The sequence below is a fragment of the Flavobacterium ginsengiterrae genome, from assembly GCF_039539785.1.
In the GTDB taxonomy this organism is placed as follows: Bacteria; Bacteroidota; Bacteroidia; order Flavobacteriales; family Flavobacteriaceae; genus Flavobacterium; species Flavobacterium ginsengiterrae.
In genome coordinates this window covers 436,939-454,848 of sequence record NZ_BAABDU010000003.1, presented here as the reverse complement: position 1 = coordinate 454,848, position 17,910 = coordinate 436,939, and the positions used below count along the sequence as shown (strand labels likewise).

The window sequence follows — 17,910 nt, the reverse complement described above, 5'->3', positions numbered from 1 at the left end:
TGTTATATGGTTTCTACAATTAAAATGTTGTTTTCTACTTTAATGACTTTTACTGATGATCCTGATGGAATTCGGTCACTTTCGGTCATGGCTTCAAGTTCATGAAAAGCACCATTTACGCTGATTAGAATTTTGCCTTTCCCGGTTTTATTCTCGGGAATGGTCAAATACACTTCGGCGGTTTTATTTAAAGTATTATTGATTTGAAAAGAATTGTCTTCGGCCAGTTTTTGAACTTGTTTGATTACGAAGAAAAACAAAAGCACAAATAAAACACCAACAACAAACGACAGAACAATTAAAAACCAAGTATGTTCGCCAATTGTAGAATAAAAAGAAATTCCGGTCCAGCTAAAACCTAAAAGAAAATTGATGAGGTTTCGAAGTGAAAACAATTGAAAATCGCCGTCGTGTGCATCAGCATGAAAGTCGGTATCAAAACCATCGGCAACGTCAAGACCTGTAAAGGTGATAATAGTCTGAATTAGAAAAATTAAACTTGTTGGAATTGCGATGTACCAAAAAGATTTTAATAAGACTGGTAAACTTTCTAATAGCTCCATAATGTTTGATTTTTTACGAATAACATTTGGTGCTAATATCTTATTTTTTATGAAAGAAAACTAATTTCAGGAAAAAATGTATTTACAAGTATTTGTAGAATAAGAAAGCGTGAAATTCATTTTGAAATTTCACGCTTTTAATACTGTTTTAAAAAGAATTTATATTCTTGTATTATGGTGCTTGCGGTTCTATAACTTCTTTATTAATTAAGGAGTATCTTAAAAGCTCTTTCATTAAGAGATATACTTTTGTAGATTTTACCGCAGGGAAGTAGCTATCTTTATTGATATCTGCCTTTTCGGCTCTTTCGATCGCTTTTAAAATTAGATCAGGAGTTAAATATCCTTTAGGGTAATTTTTGATTTTTGAAGTGGTATGTTTTTCACCAAGTTCTGTTTTTGATTCTTTACTAGTTGTACATTGAATGTTTTCTCGTTCATCTAAGTGGAATAAAAGCCAAATCTCAAAACAATAATTACTTATAAATAAATTTGCATCAACTAGACTTTCACAATATGCTTTTAATTCTGGATATTCTTCTGGTGGATGTTGATCTACATCAAGCACAAATCTAAATTTGTCTTCTGCTGAAGGGGTTACTGGTAAATCTTTAGGAGGGTTTTCGATAAATGATTTTGCTCTTTCGATTAATTTTTTGGGTTGAGAACCAACAACATTTGTATCTTTTTCAAACACGTGTAAAATACTCGCTTTTTTAGGTTCAAAAAACAAATTATTAAATGTTCCAAAATATTTTGGCTCTTTATCCTCTCCTTCATAAACAATGAAGAATTTAGTTGCATCTTTAAATGATTCTTTTTTATTATAATCATCTAGTGTAAATCTTTTACGCTCCATTTATGAAAGATTTTCTTCTGATATTAATTTTGAAAAATCACCTAAAAATGGAATTCCGCCATATCTTCCCTCTAAATATCCTCTTTCTAAAACCTTATCACCACGAGGATTAAAATTACTTAAAGGATAGAATTCGGTACTACCATCGGACTTTTTTTCTGTAAACCAAATTTCATCTCTCCGTAATATATGATCGTCTAATAAATGACTTTCGTGAGTTGTAAAAATCAGTTGACTATTAGTTTTTGAATTTAAAGAATATGTTTTTAACAGTTCTTTTGCTAGTAAAGGATGCATACTTCTTTCTAATTCATCGATTATATATACAGAATCATTTTCGTGCAGTAATTCTTCAAAAGCAGGAGCAAGTTCGAATAGTCGATTTGTACCATCTGATTCTTCATGAAAATCAAACATGAAATTAGAGTTTTCATGTTTGGTTGATAATGTCAAAACAAAATAGTTGTTATTGTCCTTTATAAAACTAAAATGCTTCTCTCTATATTTAAATACGATTGCATTTTTCTTTGTTTTATTTTCATTGTTTTGAATATCGGATTCTAATTCATCAATTAAATTGTTCTTTATATTTATGTCATCCAAACCAAAAAATAAATCTGCATCAATTTTCCTTCTTATAATTTTTTCAATTCCAGTTTTACTATTTAGAAGTATTGCGTTTATGAAATCTAACTTTTTAGTTCCCAGCAGTGCAGATTCGGTAAATGCAATATTTATGGAATTGGGAAAAACTAAATGTAATTTTGAAAATGCTTCAATTATTTTATCTAATATATTGTTGCTCTCTAAGAGTAAATAACAATTATTTAAAACAGTTTCATTTTCTTTCAGCTGTTTTTTTAGAAATTTTTTAGCAAACTTAATGTCATTTATATCTTTAAAATATTTTCCGAATTCAACTTCATTGTCAATTCTTTTAAATAATAATTCTTCATTATTATTTTTAACAGAATTTATTAAATAAAGCCATTCTTCCTTAATTTTTCCTTTTAAAATTTCTACAGCGTAATCAAAATGAATTCCTTGATATTCATATTCAATTCTAAATGTTGAAGGTTTGTCAAGATAAATTTTATCTAATCTGAATCTTTTGCTTTGGGGCACTAACAATTCCACATCATTTATAGCAATTGATTTTAGAAAAGATATGGCTCTTACTAAATTACTTTTTCCTGCAGCATTAGCACCATAAATCGCAGCTGTTTTTAAAACTTCGACACCAGATTTAGTTTTCTTTATGTGATTTGTAAGCTGGCGTGATCCATTTCCTTTTGCAGGAAGCATGTTAAATTCTGTCTCATCTTTGAAAGACATAAAATTACTGACAACAAAACGGATAAGCATGGTTTTACGATTTTTTCGTTAAAAATTATATTTTGAAGTAAAATAACGAATATATTAATGGTAAAAAAAATTCCTGAACGATTTTTTCGAAAATATTAACTTGCATTAAATATTTAAAATAAAAAAGCATGAAATCCATTTTGGGATTTCACGCTTTCTAGGATTTTTTAAATTGCAACGAATTTACTACAAGCCTTTTCAATTTCATTATCAGAAAACTGTCCGAGAGTTTCATTCAGCATTTTGCTGGCTCTAATGGAGTTAATCATTCTGATTCTCAAATCTTGATCGTTGCCCATTTCAGTCAGCAAAATGGTTTCGAAAATTTCAGACAAATGTTCAGGATGTTCTCTAAAATCATCTACAAACCAAAGGTCTGAAAGAAATTGTGCCATTGCTGTCATTACAGCGGTTTCTGTTGTTTTTTCATTTTCTTTAGTCATCTCGAAAATATTAAACGCACGAAACCCTCGCTTTAGGTGTGACTAAATATCCGTAGATAGATTTAGGGCAGTTTCCTGCTCCTTCACCATAACAAGGGTTCGCTTATTGTTAACTTCTAATAAGTTTTTATTGAAAGTCTACAGAAATTTAGTCACTACAAACATACAATTATAAACGTATATAAAAGTAAAAAACATGAGAAATTTCTCATGTTTTTAATATTTCGATTCTGTAAAAGAACTTTTAGTTTACAGTCGCTCCATTTGGTGCATCAGCATCTGGATTTACAAAAACCAGTTTTCCTTCTGCATTTGTTGTCATCAGGATCATTCCCTGACTTTCAACACCGCGTAAAGCTCTCGGAGCCAAGTTTGCTAAAACAGAAACGCGTTTTCCAATAATTTCTTCTGGAGAAAAACTTTCAGCAATTCCTGAAACAATCGTGCGGACATCGATTCCCGTATCTACTTTAAGAACTAAAAGTTTGTTTGCTTTTGGCATTTTTTCTGCCTCAAGAATAGTTCCTATACGAATATCCATTTTTGCAAAATCCTCAAACTGAATTAAATCTTTTTGTGGTTCAGCTTGTTTGTTTTCTGCAAGATTAGCTGTTTTTGTTGCTTCCAATTTATCTATTTGTTTTTGTATTTCTTCGTCTTCTATTTTTGCGAAAAGCAATTCTGCTTCGCCAATTTGGTGTCCAGATGCAATTAATTCTGAATTATCTGCAACATCACTCCATTTTATACTGCCTTCGTTTTTCAATATTTTTGAAAGTTTAGCAGCTGTAAAAGGTAAAAACGGCTCAGATAAAACGCTTAAAGCAGCAGCGATTTGAAGCGCCACATACATTTGCGTTTTTACACGCTCTGGATTGTCTTTCATAACCTTCCAAGGCTCTTCGTCGGCAAGATATTTATTTCCTAAACGTGCAACATTCATTAATTCACCAAGAGCTTCACGGAATCTGTAACGCTCAACCGAACTTGCAATTACAGCCGGATATGCTTTTAATTCTGCTAAAGTTGCTTCGTCGATTTCTGTAAACTCATTTGGAGTTGGAATAATACCTTCGTAATATTTGTTGGTTAAAACTACAACACGGTTTACGAAGTTTCCGAAAACGGCAACTAATTCGTTATTATTTCTAGCTTGGAAATCTTTCCATGTAAAGTCGTTATCTTTTGTTTCCGGCGCGTTTGATGTTAATGCGTAACGTAAAACATCCTGCTTATCCGGGAATTCTTCTAAATATTCGTGTAACCAAACTGCCCAGTTTTTAGAAGTCGAAAGTTTGTTTCCTTCTAAATTCAGGAACTCATTTGCCGGAACGTTATCTGGTAAAATATAGCTTCCTTCTGCTTTAAGCATTGCCGGGAAAATAATACAGTGAAAAACAATATTGTCTTTCCCAATAAAGTGAACCAGTTTTGTATCCTGATCTTTCCAGTAAGGTTCCCATTCTTTTCCTTCGCGTGCAGCCCATTCTTTTGTTGATGAAATGTACCCAATTGGCGCATCAAACCAAACGTATAGTTTTTTGCCTTCGGCACCTTCAACCGGAACATCAATTCCCCAGTCAAGGTCACGCGTTACTGCGCGAGGTTCTAATCCTGCATCGATCCATGATTTTACTTGTCCGTAAACATTGGTTTTCCAATCATTTTTATGACCTTCTAAAATCCATTCGCGCAAAAATGCATCGTAACGATCAAGAGGTAAAAACCAGTGTTTTGTTGATTTTAAAATTGGGGTTTCTCCAGTAATAGTCGATTTTGGGTTAATCAAATCAGTCGCATTTAAAGTAGAACCGCAGTTTTCGCACTGATCTCCGTAAGCTCCGTCATGATTACATCTTGGGCAAGTTCCCACAACAAAACGGTCTGCCAAAAACTGATTTGCTTTTGCATCGTACAATTGTTCTGTAACTTCTTCAATAAAATCGCCTTTATCATACAAAGTCCTAAAGAATTCCGAAGCCGTATCGTGATGAATTTTTGCCGAAGTTCTTGAATAATTGTTGAATGAAATCCCGAAATCTGAAAATGATTTACGGATAATTCCATCATATTTATCAATAACCTGCTGTGGTGTAATTCCTTCTTTTTTGGCTTTCATTGAGATTGCAACACCGTGTTCATCGCTTCCGCAGATAAATGCAACGTCTTTTCCCTGCAGGCGCAGGTATCTCGAATATATATCAGCAGGCACGTAAACCCCAGCCAAGTGACCAATATGAATTGGTCCGTTTGTGTAAGGTAATGCCGCCGTAATGGTATATCTTTTTGGATTCTGTATCATCTTTCAAATTTATTGAGTGCAAAAATAAGCAATAGAATTGAGATTTCGTTATTACGCAGAGATTCACTGAGAAAAAGCACAGAGATTTACGAAGTTTTTTATTGATTTTTTTCTCGCAGATTCGGCAGATTAAGCGGATTTTTAAAATGAAACTTAAAATTAATATGAATCGTTCCTACGGAACTTTAGTTTCTGGTTTCGTTTCTTCAACGGATTAAAATCCGTTACTACAAAATAAATTGTTCCTGCCGGAACTTTTTACAAAGAACCATTGGCTCGAAAAATATTTTAACAACGGATTTTAATCCGTTGAAAATAAAACGTTATCCAATTAAAGTTCCGTAGGAACGATCGATATTCATTTTAAAAATCTGTAAATTTCTATTATAAACTCTCATAAAATAGAACCAGTTTAAACTAGCATTTGCAGTAAAATCTTCGGGATTTATTTCGCAATCTTTGCCTCAGAAAAAAAACAAAAAAACAAGTTTATGAGCAAGACTAAATTAATCATCAATAAAAACGGATCTATCAAAATTGAAGGTGATTTTGAAATCATGGATCCGGAAGGAGCGCTTTACGGCTTACAAGGAAGATCTGCACTTGGACTTTGCCGCTGCGGATTATCTGCAAACAAACCATTTTGCGATGGAGGTCACAGAAACAATTTCGAACACGATTCTGTTGCGTTTGATTTGCCGCCAATGAAAACAAACTAAGATTTTCTAAGTTTAGAATATTAAAAAGCTGCATTTTTCTGAATGCAGCTTTTTTATTTATAAATCTAAGAAATCATCATTTTCACTATAATAATTTAGGCATTCTACTATTTTGGAAACACTAACAGAAGGATTTTGTTCTGTTGCTAAATCTATAACATCTTGGAAATTGCTGCATGAATATTCGAACCAATAATTCATTTGGTTAACAATATCTGGAAAAGTCTCATTGTCATTATCATCAACCTGAACAGTCTCTCCAACATAGATAATAGTTTCTTCCGATAATCGACTATTATCATCTGGAGCATAAATATCATAGTTATAATCAGGATTATAATTTGTTGAGCGATCTTTTTTTGCCTGAACAAATTTTATAAAGTCGCTTAAAATCCAGGTTTTGTTTTTAAAATCGGTCATGATGTAATTCTTATATTTTTTTTAGCTGAGGTTTTACTTTTTCAAAAAAAGCTTGGTAATCATTTTTGTATTTTGGGTTTGTTATTCGAGAAAAACCGCAGTTTTCAAAACAGATTCTTAAATAATTGATAAACGTAGTATTGTGTTCTTCATTTAAAAATTGAGAATCAACACTTGGATTTTTAGTGATTTGTAATGCATATGGAGCACCGCCGCTAATATTGTCTTTATGTAAATAATCGGCAGACAAATCAAGATGTATAAAACCATCTTCATTATAATATTCTTCAAAAGTTTCTAGTGCATACTCATCTGTATACATCGAAACAAGGTCATCTAAACTAATAATCTGAATAGGATCGGCACAATTCCAGATATAATCTTCATTAGTGTCATAATCCCAGGCAAAATTGCAGGCGCCAACAATTTTATAGAACATTATTAAAGACAAGGGAACAAACCCGAATTGTTTAACAGATTTGTCAAGTTCTTGGAGCAATGATTCAGTATTTTTTAGAGGTTTTATTAATGGACGTTCAAAATTATATTGAAAGTCAGTTTTAAAAACATAATTAATATTGACTAATTCTTTGTAAATAATATCGAGGTTATATGCAGTTCTTTCAAAAGTTTCTGTCAGCACTTTTTCGACGTCAATAATATTATCTGAAAGAAAAGCATCTGCACCTAATTTATGAATATCGTCGTAAACCTCTTTTGTTTCTCCGTTTATATATCTTTGGTAAAATGTCATGAAAATTTTTTTTTGAATAAAAATTGTTATCGCCCAAAATATTTAGACAATCTAATTTGAATTTCTTCTTTCTTTTTCATCTGTGATTTGAAAATGAAGTTCTCTTTGGCCATTTAGTATTGGGAATCCCCAGTCTTTAATATTCCAATCCACTGAATTTCCTAAAAGATCATTTACGGGGTTTTCATTAAATTCGGCTTGATACCATTTTGAATATTTTTTCGATAGAACACCAAAAGAAGTCCAAAATTCTGCACATTCATTTTCCTGATTGTACTTACAGCAATGAAAAGAAATTATCTGCACAAATTCATTTACTTTTCTATCAAATGATAAAGTGTTTTTAGAAAATGAAAATCCAATTTCTGCTAAAGTTTCTTCAATGCTTTTTGTAATTAAGTCTTTTGGTTTCATGGTATAAAAATTAAAAAGTCAAATTTTTATAAAACACAAAAGTAGTAAAAAGACTACTTTTAAAAATTGAGATTATATATAAAGTTCACCTTTCATGGTAATAATTGAAGAACCGCCTACTAAAATATCTTCTTCGCGGTTCATAACTTCAATCATTGAGGCTTGTTTTAATCTTACGCCTTGTAGAATTTTATATTCTTTATCGGATTTAGATTACTTATTTGACTGAGTTTAAATCATACTTTTCCATTAATCGAATTTTTATTTTTTCCAAAATCATTAAAGCATCAGCAGAATTTTTAATGTACTTTTTATATATTAGTAAGATACCTTTTAAAACTTCGTTTAGTACATATTCCATTCTCTTTTTTAAATTCATTGTCCGAAAAAATGGAATAAATATAGTAAATTCAACCTCTTTGTTTTTTTTAATGTAGGTAGGTCCTAGCAACAAAACCTCATTTATTTTACTTTTTGAAGAAATAATTGCGATTATCGAATAATCTTCTGTTTTAAGAATATCTTCTATTGGTGATATAGGTAAAGGAGGATTTTCATTTATGAAATATGATAAATCAGTGAAAAACTCTTGTGGCAAAGAAAAACTCACACTTTCTTCAATATATACTGTTGGGAAATAAAATTTCATCACTATTTAATTTTTTACTTTCTTTTTTCCAAATTCAGTTTTATACCATTTTGATATTTGTTTGATGAAACACCAAAAGAAGTCCAAAATTCTGCACAGACATTTTCCTGATTGTACTTGTTGCATTGAAAGCGAATGCTTTGAACAAATTCATCAACCTTTCTTTTAAAAGTCAAAGTGTTTTTAGAAAATGAAAATCCAATTTCTGCTAAAGGTTCAGCTAAAGTTTCTTCAATGCTTTTTGTAATTAAGTCTTTTGGTTTCATGTTATAAAAATTAAAAAGTCAAATTTTCATAAAACACAAAAGTAGTAAAAAGACTACGTTTAAAAGTTAAGATTATATATAAAGTTCGCCTTTCATGGTAATAATTGAAGAACCGCCTACTAAAATATCTTCTTCGCGGTTCATAACTTCAATCATTGAGGCTTGTTTTAATCTTACGCCTTGTAGAATTTTATATTCTTTATCGGATTTAGTGAATTTCTTCTGAGTAAGAAATCCAATTAATGGACCTGCCGCGGTTCCCGTTGCCGGATCTTCATTTATACCAATTATTGGATTAAAAAATCTTGTTTCTACAATATGTTCCTGACCTTCTTCGGCAATGGTGAAACAATAAAATCCTTCAAAATTATATTCTTTTGAGATCTCGATTAAAAGCTGATTGTCTGGAACAAAGCTGTTAAGTAATTGACTATTTTTTATAGGAACCATGGCGTGTGCGACTTCTGTTTTAACCACTGTTGGTACAAAAGCATTTACATCCAGATCTTCGATTTTTAAGCCAAGAGCCACTGCAATTTTATAGGTTGGAATTTCCTGTTTAATAACGGCTGATTTTTGGTGCATTTGAACGGTAGGATAAAAAGTAACCGAATCGAAACTTACGCTTAACGGAATCGCCGAATGTTTCATAATTACAAAAGGTTCGCTTTCGTTTTGTTCATCAAAAATAGGCATTCCTTTTAGGAGAGCACCGCAGACTGCGCCCAATAAATTATGACCTGCTCCGTCGATTTCGATTCCGGTTGGGGTAAACGAACGAACTATAAGTGCGTTTTCTCTTGTCGAATAATAAACAAAAGAGGTTTCAGAATAGCGAAATTCTTTAGAAATGTCCTGATAGGTTTCGAGTTTTAGATTTCCATTTGTAAAAACTACAGAAAGCGGGTTTCCTTTGTAGCTTTCGTTTGAAAACACATCTAAAACGTAATATTCTAATGCTGTTCTTCCGTCCATATTTTCCTTTTTTATAGCTGACTTTGTTTAGACGGAATAAAGTTACAGTTTAAAAAAATTCAAAACAACAGCTTTTATAACATTCGTTTCTGTTCAGCGCTTATGTTTATAGCTTTTTCGAGTCTGGAAATTCTGGTTTTTTCCTGTTTGGCGCTCATAATCACGTGAATTATAACTTTTTTATAAGACGGCGCCTGCTTATCAAAATATTCCCATGCCTTTTTATTGGCTTTAAATCGTTTTTCAAATTCTGGATCAAGAACATAAGCTTCTTTTTCGTGTGAATATACTCTGGATCTTTCTTCAGATCTGTGCTCAAAAGCTTTTATTCCGGCTTCTTTCATAAGTCCGGCTTTTGTGAGTTCTTCGACTTTTTTAATATTAATCGCACTCCAGATGCTGGATTTTTTTCTTGGAGTAAATCTAATGGTATAACTTTCGTCGTCGATGGTTTTACGAACGCCGTCTATCCAGCCAAAACAAAGCGCCTGATCTACAGATTCTGACCAGGACATTGTTGGTTTTTTGCTTTTTACTTTATAATAACCAACCAAAAGCTCGGTTTCTTTTTCGGAATGTTTTTCTAGCCATTCTCTGAATTTTTCCTGGGTTGAAAAGAAAGTTGGGTTCATTTGATCAAGTTGTTTATTCAGTTTTTATTGGCGGAGGCGGTGGAGGCGGCAGAATATATTTCGAACTTTTAAAAGTCAGTTTTTTATCAGTCTGGATTAATTTTGCTTTCTTTTTCCAATTGTAAATCCATTTTCCTAAGGAATCTAATTCTTTTGGGACATTGTTTTTATGGCTATGTATGTAAATTGATTTTTGAATAGAATCTTTATTTATATAAAAAATGTAAGTCATACCATCTGCAAAATTTTCGTCATAAATAGAATCGTATTTTTTAAGCTGGGTTTGAGTAATTAACTTCATTAATTGCTTTCTGTCTGTCTTACTTATAACAGCAATATAATTTGTTTTTTCTTTCGGTATATGAGTGCTGTCCCAAATACCATATGCATTCCAATGTTCCCGAATATAAATACTGTCATTCGGTGTCGCTTTAATGCTAAAACAACTTCCAAAGGTATCATTATATGAAAATTCAAAATATTTGAATTGATTATCAGAGTTCTCTTTTTTTGAACAAGATAGCAATGATACAATTAAAATAATTAGCAAAAACTTTATTTTCATAGTTTTATTTATTCCATTCCTTAAAATTATAAAACCATAAAAACAATATTTACTGTCTTTATGGTTTTATAAAAGTATAACAAATAAGAGAAAGGAAAAACTTTATTCAAAAACTACTTTTTTATTGCTTTTAGGTATTTTAACAATATGGTACGGCTGCGTAATTACAGTAGCAAGACCTCCAGAATTTAATTGTTCAACCTTAACTGATATTGAATTGTTAGTCTGAGTAATTTTGGTAATATCTATAGAATAACCTCCGTAGTTGCGAATTTCATCAATAACTGCAATTACCTGATATTTTTCAAAGTCAATATCTGTGCTTATGGCGTTTTGCCAGGGTTTAATGTCAAGGTTCAGCTTTACCAATAACTTATTCCATTCTGCTAAGTCTTTAATAACAAGATTCGCTTTTGGATTGTTGTAATCTCCATTGAAAAAATCTCCATGATAAACTTCTGTAAATTCTACTTTTGATGATGCAGAGTCATCATTGCTGCAACTTGTAAGTGTAAAGAAAATACTCAAAATAAATAAAATCTGTTTCATGATTTTTGGTTTTAGTTAATTAGCATTTACTGTAAAATGCTATTTACTAAACAGATATGATTTCTTTAAATAGTTGCGTATTTTAATGTTAAGTTTATGATGAATAACGTTTTAATAACCTCGACTTCAATTTTTGTTAAAGTATTAAATCATCTTTAACTGAGGTTTCACTTTTTCGAAAAAGCTTAAATAATCATTGGCATATTCTGGGTTTGTAATTCTCGAAAAGCCACAGTTTTGAAAGCAAATTCGAAGATAATTTATAAAAGTAGTATTGTGTTCTTCGCGTAAAAAAGGCGCATCGATACTTTGTTTTGATGTAATTTGAAGAGAATAAGGCAGTCCTCCGTTAATATTGTCTTTGTGCAGATAATCAGAAGAAAGATCTAATGACACAAAACCATCTTCATTAAAACATTCCTGAAAAATTTCGGGGCTGTACTCATCTGTAATATGCGAAACAAAATCATCGAGACTTACAATCTGGATAGGATCGGCGCGCTCCCAGATAAAATCTTCATTAGTTTCATAATCCCAGCTAAAATTGCAGGCTCCCACAATTTTATAAAACATTTTTAATGAGGCAGGAATAAACCCAAAAGGTTCTACAGATTTTTCGAGTCTTCTTAATAACTGATCAGTATTCGAAAGAGGTTTTACCAGCGGTCGCTCAAAGTTGAACTGAAAATTGGTTTTAAAGCGATAATTTATATTATTCAGTTCATTATAAATAACCGTTAAGTTATGGGCCGTTCTTTCAAATGTTTCGGTTAAAACTTTTTCAATATCAGCAATGTTTTCAGGCAGAAAAGCATCTTCACCTAATTTATCAATGTCGTTGTAAACGGTTTCTGTTTCTCCGTTTAAATATCTTTCGTAAAATTTCATATTGGGTCTATGAATAGTATATTCAAAAAAGATTTGAATACAATTTAAAAATATATTTCTGGGACTTTTATAATCTATAAAAGTGTGATACTATACAGATATGATTTTTTTAAATGGTTGCGTTAACCAATAAAAAGATTGTGAATTATATTATTTTTTCTCTCAACTTTGCAGAACAAATCCTTAAAAATAAACTCAAATGGAATTCGGTAGAATATTAGTTTCAGAAACGGCAATGAAAAGTGAAAATTCTCAGGATATAATAAACTCTAATATTTCTGTAATAAACTTAATGCGTGAAGAAGGTGTAGATGACGAACTTATTCATGAAGATGCGCTTACCAGTTATTATCTGGATTATTACTATTCGCAATATACGCAGGGCAATTTTTCGCAGTTTGTTTATAATTCCGGCTGGAACAAAGAATTAAACGAATTAATTGAAGAAGGCCTGGCTTTAATAGGCGCTCAAAAACATCTGGAATTGTTTCAGGAACAAAGCAAAAAAGTTAGAATTATGAGCAATATAAAACTGGGTAAATTTCTAAAAGGTAAATTAGAAGGTGTAAACCCGGTTCGTGATGCTTTAAACAACAATGCCTTTTTTGAATTAGAAGAAAATCTGGTAGAATTAAATGCTGATTTTTTAAAAAATCATCCCGACTTTGAAGTGCTTTCTGTAGACGAAATGTTTGCCGTTCTGGAAGAATTTGTTGGACACGAGATTAAAAGGGCATAATTTCATTGATTTAATTTTTGAGGATTTGCGATTGTTTTTGCGAATTTTTAAATTTATAAGTGTATTTTTTTGATTTAATTTAAAAAGCTTACTCAGAATATTTTATATTTGATAGCCCCTAATTTTAAAATCAAAACCAATGAAAATTAACACCTACTTAATTCTCAGCGGCGCTTTTCTGTTTTTGTTCTCCTGCGGGAAGAATGAAAAACAGCGTATTGAAGAAAACGCCCCATCGTTAGCAGTTCAGTCTGAAAGCCCCAAAGCAGTCGAAAAGCTGATTTTCAAAAAAAGCGAATACATTATTCCTTCAGATGAACTCGATTTGAGTCTGCTTAAGAAAACGGCAGAAAATCTAAACATCAATTATGCGACTATTAAAACCGAAGATGTAAGTTCTATTTGTTATAGTGATAAGATTACTTTTTTCGTTATCTCTATCACTAAAAAGTCAGAAAAGGCAAAATCAAATGAAGAAGATTTAGGCAATTTCTACGAAAGGAAATATGTTTTTGCGAATAATGAAGATGGAAAAATTCTGGATGTCGAAACAGATAAAAATCTTGGTTATTATGAAAATGAAGGTTTAAGAGCTGCTAAAACCTATATTCTGAAGGATTTATTGCAATTAAATGACAAAACCAAAGCGATTGCTTTAAGTACAGAAGTATATTCAAACAGCAGAGTTGTAATGTATTCTGAAGAAAAATTTACGATTATAACTTTCGACGGCAGGAAAATGAAAAAAGTTTTATACGAATATCCAATTCGTTCTGCAAATGGAGATTCTAATGGCGGCGGAACATATCAAATAGAAACCTTAGAAACCGGAATGAGTATTTCGGACATGCAGACAAACGGTTTTTATGATTTAATGGTTTCAAAAGTTTTTACCTACGAAGATGCTGTTGAAGAGGATCTTGAAAACGATATTCAGAAAAAAAACGATTTAAAAGTCAAAAAAGAATTTCAAAGATTAAAATTTGACGGTAAAACTTATTTGTTTCATAAAGACGATCGCAGCCGATTTTTATAAATTCCCATTATAAATTAAAATTACAAAATGTTTAAAAAGATACTTACTGTTTTATTTGTATGTCCCATTTTTATGCTGGCTCAAGACAAACAAAAAGAGGTGTCTGAGAATGTTACGCGTTATTTTTATGATGACAAAGAGGTTTCGGTCGCAATTTGGTATGGTGAAGACAAAAAACCAGACAGTTCAAAAACCTATTATTCTAACGGAAAACTAAATGAAGTTTTCTATTTCGATAAAGACGGACTAAAAGACGGAGATTGTTTTCAGTATAATAAACAAGGCGAAAAACTGGTGACCTGGAATTTTGCTCACGGCAAAATGACCGGCAGAACAGATCATAAACTTCCGTTTAATAAAGATCGCGAAGAAAGTGTCAAAAAAGCATTAAAAATGCTGGTCGAAATTAACGAAAGAACCAATTTTAATCCCACAAAAATTAATGATCTCTATAATCGCGGCGTTTTAAGTATTAGTCTTGGAAATAATACGCTGGCGATTGAAGATTTAAAAAAGGTAGAATTTGCCATTGACAAAGATCCTAAAAACAAAAATCTAAAGCTTTCTGATTCTGCTCAAAAGAAAACGGCAGTCTTTAGAAGTAAACTTTACGATCGCATAGCCAGTATTTATGCCGGCATGGAAATGGAAAATGCAGCGTATAATTACTACCACAAAGCAATTAAGAACGCGCCCAATGATTATCGTATTTTATACAACTTTGCAACATTGTTGCAACAAAGAAAATCAAATGATTTGGCGCGTTATTATTTAGAGAAAATTGTAATCGAAAAACCAGATCATGCCCACGCATACTGGGGACTCGCCAGGTTATTGAGTGATACGGGAGAATATGAAAAAGCCTTTGAAAATATCGAAAAAGCTTTTCAATATGAGAAGCAGATTATTGAAAGAACCGCTGCTTATGGCGGAAGAGATTTACAGACAACCAGAGGTTTGATTTATCATAAACTGGGTGAATCTAAAAAAGGAATTGCTGATTTGAAAGCTGCATTAGAAATGGATAAAAACAATTCGTATGCGATGAAAAATCTTGGAATCATTTATCTCGACCAGAAAAAATACAACGATGCCTGCGAATTGTTTCAAAAAGCAAAAGAGCTCAATTATACTTTAGCTTACGATGAATATGATTTAGACGAACTTTTAGAAAGCGCCTGCAGCAAACATCAGTTCGAAAAAACGGTTACAAACAAGCCTTTTGTTTTTCCAAATCCGGCAAAAACCGAAATCAGAGTTGAAAATTTTACTTCTAAAAACTTCGATTTTGAATTTTTTAACTTCGAATCAATATCAGTTTTAAAAGGAAAAACCAGCGACGGAACTATAAATGTTATTGGTTTAGATTCAGGGTTTTATATTTTAAAAGTAACTTTTGCTGAAACAGTTGAAGTTTTTAAAGTCATAAAAGAATAAATCAGCAGAATATCTTATCAAACATTTCCTTAAATTTGCTTCCGTTATAAAAAAATACAATAGTTATAAAAATCAAGCTATGTTACAAATTGCATTTATTAGAGAGAATCAGGAGAAAGTAATCAAGGCTTTAGCAAAACGAAATATCGATGCTAAAAGCGTTGTTGAAGAGGTGGTGAAATTAGACGAGAATCGTCGTGCTGCACAAGTGGAGCTGGACAATACTTTGTCTGAATCTAATAAATTGTCCAAAGACATAGGTGAATTAATGAAAGCTGGAGAGAAAGCAAAAGCAGCAATCTTAAAAGAAAAAACAGCAACATTAAAAGAAAAAAGTAAAGAACTAGGAGAAAAAGCAGAAGCTTTAGCAGTTGAGTTAACCAATAAATTATACACGCTGCCAAATCTTCCGGCTGATATTGTACCTGAAGGAAAAACACCAGATGATAATTTAAATGTTTTTGAAGAAGGCGATATTCCGGTTTTACACGAAGGCGCACAGCCACACTGGGAACTGGTAAAAAAATACGATATCATCGATTTTGAATTAGGTGTAAAAATTACTGGTGCCGGTTTTCCTGTTTACAAAGGAAAAGGTGCTCGTTTACAACGTGCATTAATCAACTATTTTTTAGATAAAAATACAGCTGCAGGATATAATGAAGTTCAGGTTCCTCATTTGGTAAACGAAGCTTCTGGTTATGGAACAGGACAATTGCCGGATAAAGAAGGGCAAATGTACCATGCCGCGGTTGATGATTTATATTTGATTCCAACGGCAGAGGTTCCGGTTACAAATTTATTCCGCGATGTTATTTTAAGCGAAAGCGAACTGCCGGTTTTACAAACTGCTTACACACCATGTTTCCGTCGTGAAGCAGGTTCTTACGGAGCACATGTACGCGGGTTAAACCGTTTACACCAGTTTGACAAAGTAGAAATTGTTCGTATCGAGCATCCGGATAATTCATACGCAGCACTTGACGGAATGGTTGAGCATGTTAAAAACATTCTTCAGGAATTGAAATTACCATACAGAATTTTACGTCTTTGCGGCGGAGATATGGGATTTACTTCTGCGCTGACTTATGATTTTGAAGTGTTTTCTACAGCACAAGACCGCTGGTTAGAAATCAGTTCTGTTTCTAACTTTGAAACTTTTCAGGCAAACCGCTTAAAATTACGTTTCAAAGACAAAGAAGGAAAAAAACAACTGGCACATACATTAAACGGAAGTTCATTGGCACTGCCTAGAGTTTTAGCCGGAATTTTAGAAAATTACCAAACTCCGGAAGGAATCGTAATCCCGGAAGTTTTACGTCCATACTGCGGATTTGATATTATAAATTAAATTTTAAAACATAAGAATTTAACCTAACAGGTTTTTATAACCTGTTAGGTTTTCTTAATTTTAAATCAGGAATAAATTAAAAAAGAGTATTATGAACGGAATTTTAAATTGGAATGTTGATCCCGTTATTTTTATGATAACAGATAGTTTTCCTCTAAAATATTACGGCGCTCTTTTTGCAATCGGACTTTTGCTTGGTTATTTCATTCTGAGAAAAATCTATAAAAATGAAGGTCAATCACTTGAAAATCTCGACAGTTTATTGGTTTATGTAATTGTTGGAACGATTTTAGGAGCAAGATTAGGACATTGTTTCTTTTACGAACCTGATTATTTTTTCAAACATCCAATAGAAATATTACTTCCAATTCAGAAAATTGCCGGAGTTTATCAATTTGTAGGTTATCAAGGTCTAGCAAGTCACGGCGGAACCGTTGGAGTTCTTATTGCAATTATTTTATATTGCAGAAAATATAAAGTTCCATTTTTGTGGCTTTTAGACAGAATGGCTGTGGGAGTTCCTGTTGCCGGTGCTTTTATTAGATTTGGAAATTTTATGAACTCAGAAATTTACGGAAAACCAACCAATGGAAATTGGGGCGTAATATTTCAGAGAGATGATATGATTCCGAGACATCCAACACAATTGTACGAAGCATTTGCCTATTTATTGATTTGCCTAATTTTATATTTTATGTACAAATCAAAATCAATTAGAAAATCAGAAGGATTAATTTTTGGATGTTTCTTAACTTTATTGTTTCTCGCCAGATTCATTATCGAATTTTTCAAAGAAAACCAGGAAAGTTTTGAAGATAACATGATGATTAATATGGGACAAATATTAAGTATTCCATTTGTTTTAATTGGTTTGGCTGTGATTATTTGGAAATCAAAACCCAAAAGCGACACATTAAAAATTGATAATATATAAATTAATCGTCTGAGCGTTTATTGAATAAATACCACTTTAAAAACTGAAAT

General features: G+C 31.9%; 21 protein-coding genes. 6 read left to right on the top strand and 15 right to left on the bottom strand.

The window, feature by feature from the left end; translation table 11 throughout:
* Positions 1–2: 2 nt before the first annotated feature.
* The 5 genes from ABD859_RS04800 to metG form a co-directional block, all read right to left on the bottom strand.
* Positions 3–563, bottom strand: a complete 561-nt coding sequence (locus ABD859_RS04800; protein ID WP_345141002.1) for an NfeD family protein — start codon at positions 561–563, stop codon at positions 3–5.
* A gap of 172 nt (positions 564–735) precedes the next feature.
* On the bottom strand, positions 736–1,422 hold the full coding sequence (locus ABD859_RS04795; RefSeq protein ID WP_345140999.1) for an RloB family protein: 687 nt from the start codon (positions 1,420–1,422) through the stop codon (positions 736–738).
* Positions 1,423–2,787 carry an AAA family ATPase gene (locus ABD859_RS04790; protein WP_345140996.1) on the bottom strand — a complete coding sequence of 455 codons (1,365 nt, stop codon included), beginning with the start codon at positions 2,785–2,787 and terminating at the stop codon, positions 1,423–1,425.
* Between the two features lie 167 nt (positions 2,788–2,954).
* Positions 2,955–3,230, bottom strand: a complete 276-nt coding sequence (locus tag ABD859_RS04785) for a hypothetical protein (protein WP_345140993.1) — start codon at positions 3,228–3,230, stop codon at positions 2,955–2,957.
* A gap of 244 nt (positions 3,231–3,474) precedes the next feature.
* Positions 3,475–5,532: a methionine--tRNA ligase gene (metG, locus tag ABD859_RS04780; RefSeq protein WP_345140991.1), complete on the bottom strand. Its 2,058-nt coding sequence runs from the start codon at positions 5,530–5,532 to the stop codon at positions 3,475–3,477.
* A 491-nt stretch (positions 5,533–6,023) separates the two neighbouring features.
* On the opposite strand from metG, the gene ABD859_RS04775 reads away from it, so the two are divergent.
* Complete coding sequence (locus tag ABD859_RS04775; protein ID WP_012022943.1) at positions 6,024–6,251, top strand: CDGSH iron-sulfur domain-containing protein; 228 nt, start codon at positions 6,024–6,026, stop codon at positions 6,249–6,251.
* A 57-nt stretch (positions 6,252–6,308) separates the two neighbouring features.
* Here the strand turns inward: ABD859_RS04775 and ABD859_RS04770 are convergent, their stop codons facing one another.
* From ABD859_RS04770 to ABD859_RS04725, 10 genes are all read right to left on the bottom strand, one after another.
* The gene (locus ABD859_RS04770; RefSeq protein WP_345140985.1) at positions 6,309–6,671 is read right to left on the bottom strand and encodes a DUF7716 domain-containing protein; all 363 of its coding nucleotides are present in this window, start codon (positions 6,669–6,671) and stop codon (positions 6,309–6,311) included.
* 10 nt (positions 6,672–6,681) lie between these two features.
* Positions 6,682–7,425, bottom strand: a complete 744-nt coding sequence (locus ABD859_RS04765; protein ID WP_345140982.1) for a hypothetical protein — start codon at positions 7,423–7,425, stop codon at positions 6,682–6,684.
* A gap of 51 nt (positions 7,426–7,476) precedes the next feature.
* Positions 7,477–7,839, bottom strand: coding sequence for a hypothetical protein (locus tag ABD859_RS04760; RefSeq protein WP_345140980.1), 363 nt, complete (start codon positions 7,837–7,839; stop codon positions 7,477–7,479).
* A 217-nt stretch (positions 7,840–8,056) separates the two neighbouring features.
* Entirely contained in the window at positions 8,057–8,488 is a 432-nt protein-coding gene (locus ABD859_RS04755; RefSeq protein ID WP_345140977.1) for a hypothetical protein, read from the bottom strand.
* Between the two features lie 14 nt (positions 8,489–8,502).
* Positions 8,503–8,754 carry a DUF4304 domain-containing protein gene (locus ABD859_RS04750; RefSeq protein ID WP_345140974.1) on the bottom strand — a complete coding sequence of 84 codons (252 nt, stop codon included), beginning with the start codon at positions 8,752–8,754 and terminating at the stop codon, positions 8,503–8,505.
* Positions 8,755–8,826: 72 nt separating this feature from the next.
* Complete coding sequence (locus ABD859_RS04745; RefSeq protein WP_345140971.1) at positions 8,827–9,729, bottom strand: PhzF family phenazine biosynthesis protein; 903 nt, start codon at positions 9,727–9,729, stop codon at positions 8,827–8,829.
* Between the two features lie 74 nt (positions 9,730–9,803).
* Complete coding sequence (locus tag ABD859_RS04740) at positions 9,804–10,361, bottom strand: YdeI/OmpD-associated family protein (RefSeq protein WP_345140968.1); 558 nt, start codon at positions 10,359–10,361, stop codon at positions 9,804–9,806.
* Positions 10,362–10,374: 13 nt separating this feature from the next.
* Positions 10,375–10,926 (bottom strand): DUF6438 domain-containing protein, encoded by a 552-nt coding sequence (locus ABD859_RS04735; protein ID WP_345140965.1) that lies wholly within the window; start codon positions 10,924–10,926, stop codon positions 10,375–10,377.
* 102 nt (positions 10,927–11,028) lie between these two features.
* Positions 11,029–11,475 (bottom strand): protease complex subunit PrcB family protein, encoded by a 447-nt coding sequence (locus ABD859_RS04730; protein ID WP_345140963.1) that lies wholly within the window; start codon positions 11,473–11,475, stop codon positions 11,029–11,031.
* Between the two features lie 144 nt (positions 11,476–11,619).
* Positions 11,620–12,363, bottom strand: a complete 744-nt coding sequence (locus ABD859_RS04725) for a hypothetical protein (RefSeq protein ID WP_345140960.1) — start codon at positions 12,361–12,363, stop codon at positions 11,620–11,622.
* Positions 12,364–12,562: 199 nt separating this feature from the next.
* On the opposite strand from ABD859_RS04725, the gene ABD859_RS04720 reads away from it, so the two are divergent.
* The 5 genes from ABD859_RS04720 to lgt all read left to right on the top strand — a co-directional run bounded on the left by ABD859_RS04720 (position 12,563) and on the right by lgt (position 17,860).
* Positions 12,563–13,102, top strand: coding sequence for a DMP19 family protein (locus tag ABD859_RS04720; protein ID WP_345140957.1), 540 nt, complete (start codon positions 12,563–12,565; stop codon positions 13,100–13,102).
* A gap of 139 nt (positions 13,103–13,241) precedes the next feature.
* A complete protein-coding gene (locus ABD859_RS04715) occupies positions 13,242–14,138 on the top strand; it encodes a hypothetical protein (RefSeq protein ID WP_345140954.1) in 897 nt (298 codons plus the stop codon).
* Positions 14,139–14,165: 27 nt separating this feature from the next.
* Positions 14,166–15,575, top strand: a complete 1,410-nt coding sequence (locus ABD859_RS04710; RefSeq protein WP_345140951.1) for a tetratricopeptide repeat protein — start codon at positions 14,166–14,168, stop codon at positions 15,573–15,575.
* 79 nt (positions 15,576–15,654) lie between these two features.
* Positions 15,655–16,926 carry a serine--tRNA ligase gene (gene serS, locus ABD859_RS04705; protein WP_345140948.1) on the top strand — a complete coding sequence of 424 codons (1,272 nt, stop codon included), beginning with the start codon at positions 15,655–15,657 and terminating at the stop codon, positions 16,924–16,926.
* Positions 16,927–17,017: 91 nt separating this feature from the next.
* Positions 17,018–17,860 (top strand): prolipoprotein diacylglyceryl transferase, encoded by an 843-nt coding sequence (gene lgt, locus ABD859_RS04700; protein ID WP_345140947.1) that lies wholly within the window; start codon positions 17,018–17,020, stop codon positions 17,858–17,860.
* The last annotated feature ends 50 nt before the right edge of the window (positions 17,861–17,910 follow it).

What these genes read in the sequence shown, in the direction of transcription:
- ABD859_RS04725 (WP_345140960.1), bottom strand. Translation starts at nt 12,363, where the DNA reads ATGAAATTTTACGAAAGATATTTAAACGGAGAAACAGAAACCGTTTAC.
- ABD859_RS04800 (WP_345141002.1), bottom strand. Translation starts at nt 563, where the DNA reads ATGGAGCTATTAGAAAGTTTACCAGTCTTATTAAAATCTTTTTGGTAC.
- ABD859_RS04765 (WP_345140982.1), bottom strand. Translation starts at nt 7,425, where the DNA reads ATGACATTTTACCAAAGATATATAAACGGAGAAACAAAAGAGGTTTAC.
- ABD859_RS04715 (WP_345140954.1), top strand. Translation starts at nt 13,242, where the DNA reads ATGAAAATTAACACCTACTTAATTCTCAGCGGCGCTTTTCTGTTTTTG.
- ABD859_RS04755 (WP_345140977.1), bottom strand. Translation starts at nt 8,488, where the DNA reads ATGAAATTTTATTTCCCAACAGTATATATTGAAGAAAGTGTGAGTTTT.
- ABD859_RS04750 (WP_345140974.1), bottom strand. Translation starts at nt 8,754, where the DNA reads ATGAAACCAAAAGACTTAATTACAAAAAGCATTGAAGAAACTTTAGCT.
- serS (WP_345140948.1), top strand. Translation starts at nt 15,655, where the DNA reads ATGTTACAAATTGCATTTATTAGAGAGAATCAGGAGAAAGTAATCAAG.
- ABD859_RS04790 (WP_345140996.1), bottom strand. Translation starts at nt 2,787, where the DNA reads ATGCTTATCCGTTTTGTTGTCAGTAATTTTATGTCTTTCAAAGATGAG.
- ABD859_RS04735 (WP_345140965.1), bottom strand. Translation starts at nt 10,926, where the DNA reads ATGAAAATAAAGTTTTTGCTAATTATTTTAATTGTATCATTGCTATCT.
- metG (WP_345140991.1), bottom strand. Translation starts at nt 5,532, where the DNA reads ATGATACAGAATCCAAAAAGATATACCATTACGGCGGCATTACCTTAC.
- ABD859_RS04710 (WP_345140951.1), top strand. Translation starts at nt 14,166, where the DNA reads ATGTTTAAAAAGATACTTACTGTTTTATTTGTATGTCCCATTTTTATG.
- ABD859_RS04775 (WP_012022943.1), top strand. Translation starts at nt 6,024, where the DNA reads ATGAGCAAGACTAAATTAATCATCAATAAAAACGGATCTATCAAAATT.
- ABD859_RS04770 (WP_345140985.1), bottom strand. Translation starts at nt 6,671, where the DNA reads ATGACCGATTTTAAAAACAAAACCTGGATTTTAAGCGACTTTATAAAA.
- ABD859_RS04740 (WP_345140968.1), bottom strand. Translation starts at nt 10,361, where the DNA reads ATGAACCCAACTTTCTTTTCAACCCAGGAAAAATTCAGAGAATGGCTA.
- ABD859_RS04795 (WP_345140999.1), bottom strand. Translation starts at nt 1,422, where the DNA reads ATGGAGCGTAAAAGATTTACACTAGATGATTATAATAAAAAAGAATCA.
- ABD859_RS04730 (WP_345140963.1), bottom strand. Translation starts at nt 11,475, where the DNA reads ATGAAACAGATTTTATTTATTTTGAGTATTTTCTTTACACTTACAAGT.
- ABD859_RS04785 (WP_345140993.1), bottom strand. Translation starts at nt 3,230, where the DNA reads ATGACTAAAGAAAATGAAAAAACAACAGAAACCGCTGTAATGACAGCA.
- ABD859_RS04760 (WP_345140980.1), bottom strand. Translation starts at nt 7,839, where the DNA reads ATGAAACCAAAAGACTTAATTACAAAAAGCATTGAAGAAACTTTAGCA.
- ABD859_RS04720 (WP_345140957.1), top strand. Translation starts at nt 12,563, where the DNA reads ATGGAATTCGGTAGAATATTAGTTTCAGAAACGGCAATGAAAAGTGAA.
- lgt (WP_345140947.1), top strand. Translation starts at nt 17,018, where the DNA reads ATGAACGGAATTTTAAATTGGAATGTTGATCCCGTTATTTTTATGATA.
- ABD859_RS04745 (WP_345140971.1), bottom strand. Translation starts at nt 9,729, where the DNA reads ATGGACGGAAGAACAGCATTAGAATATTACGTTTTAGATGTGTTTTCA.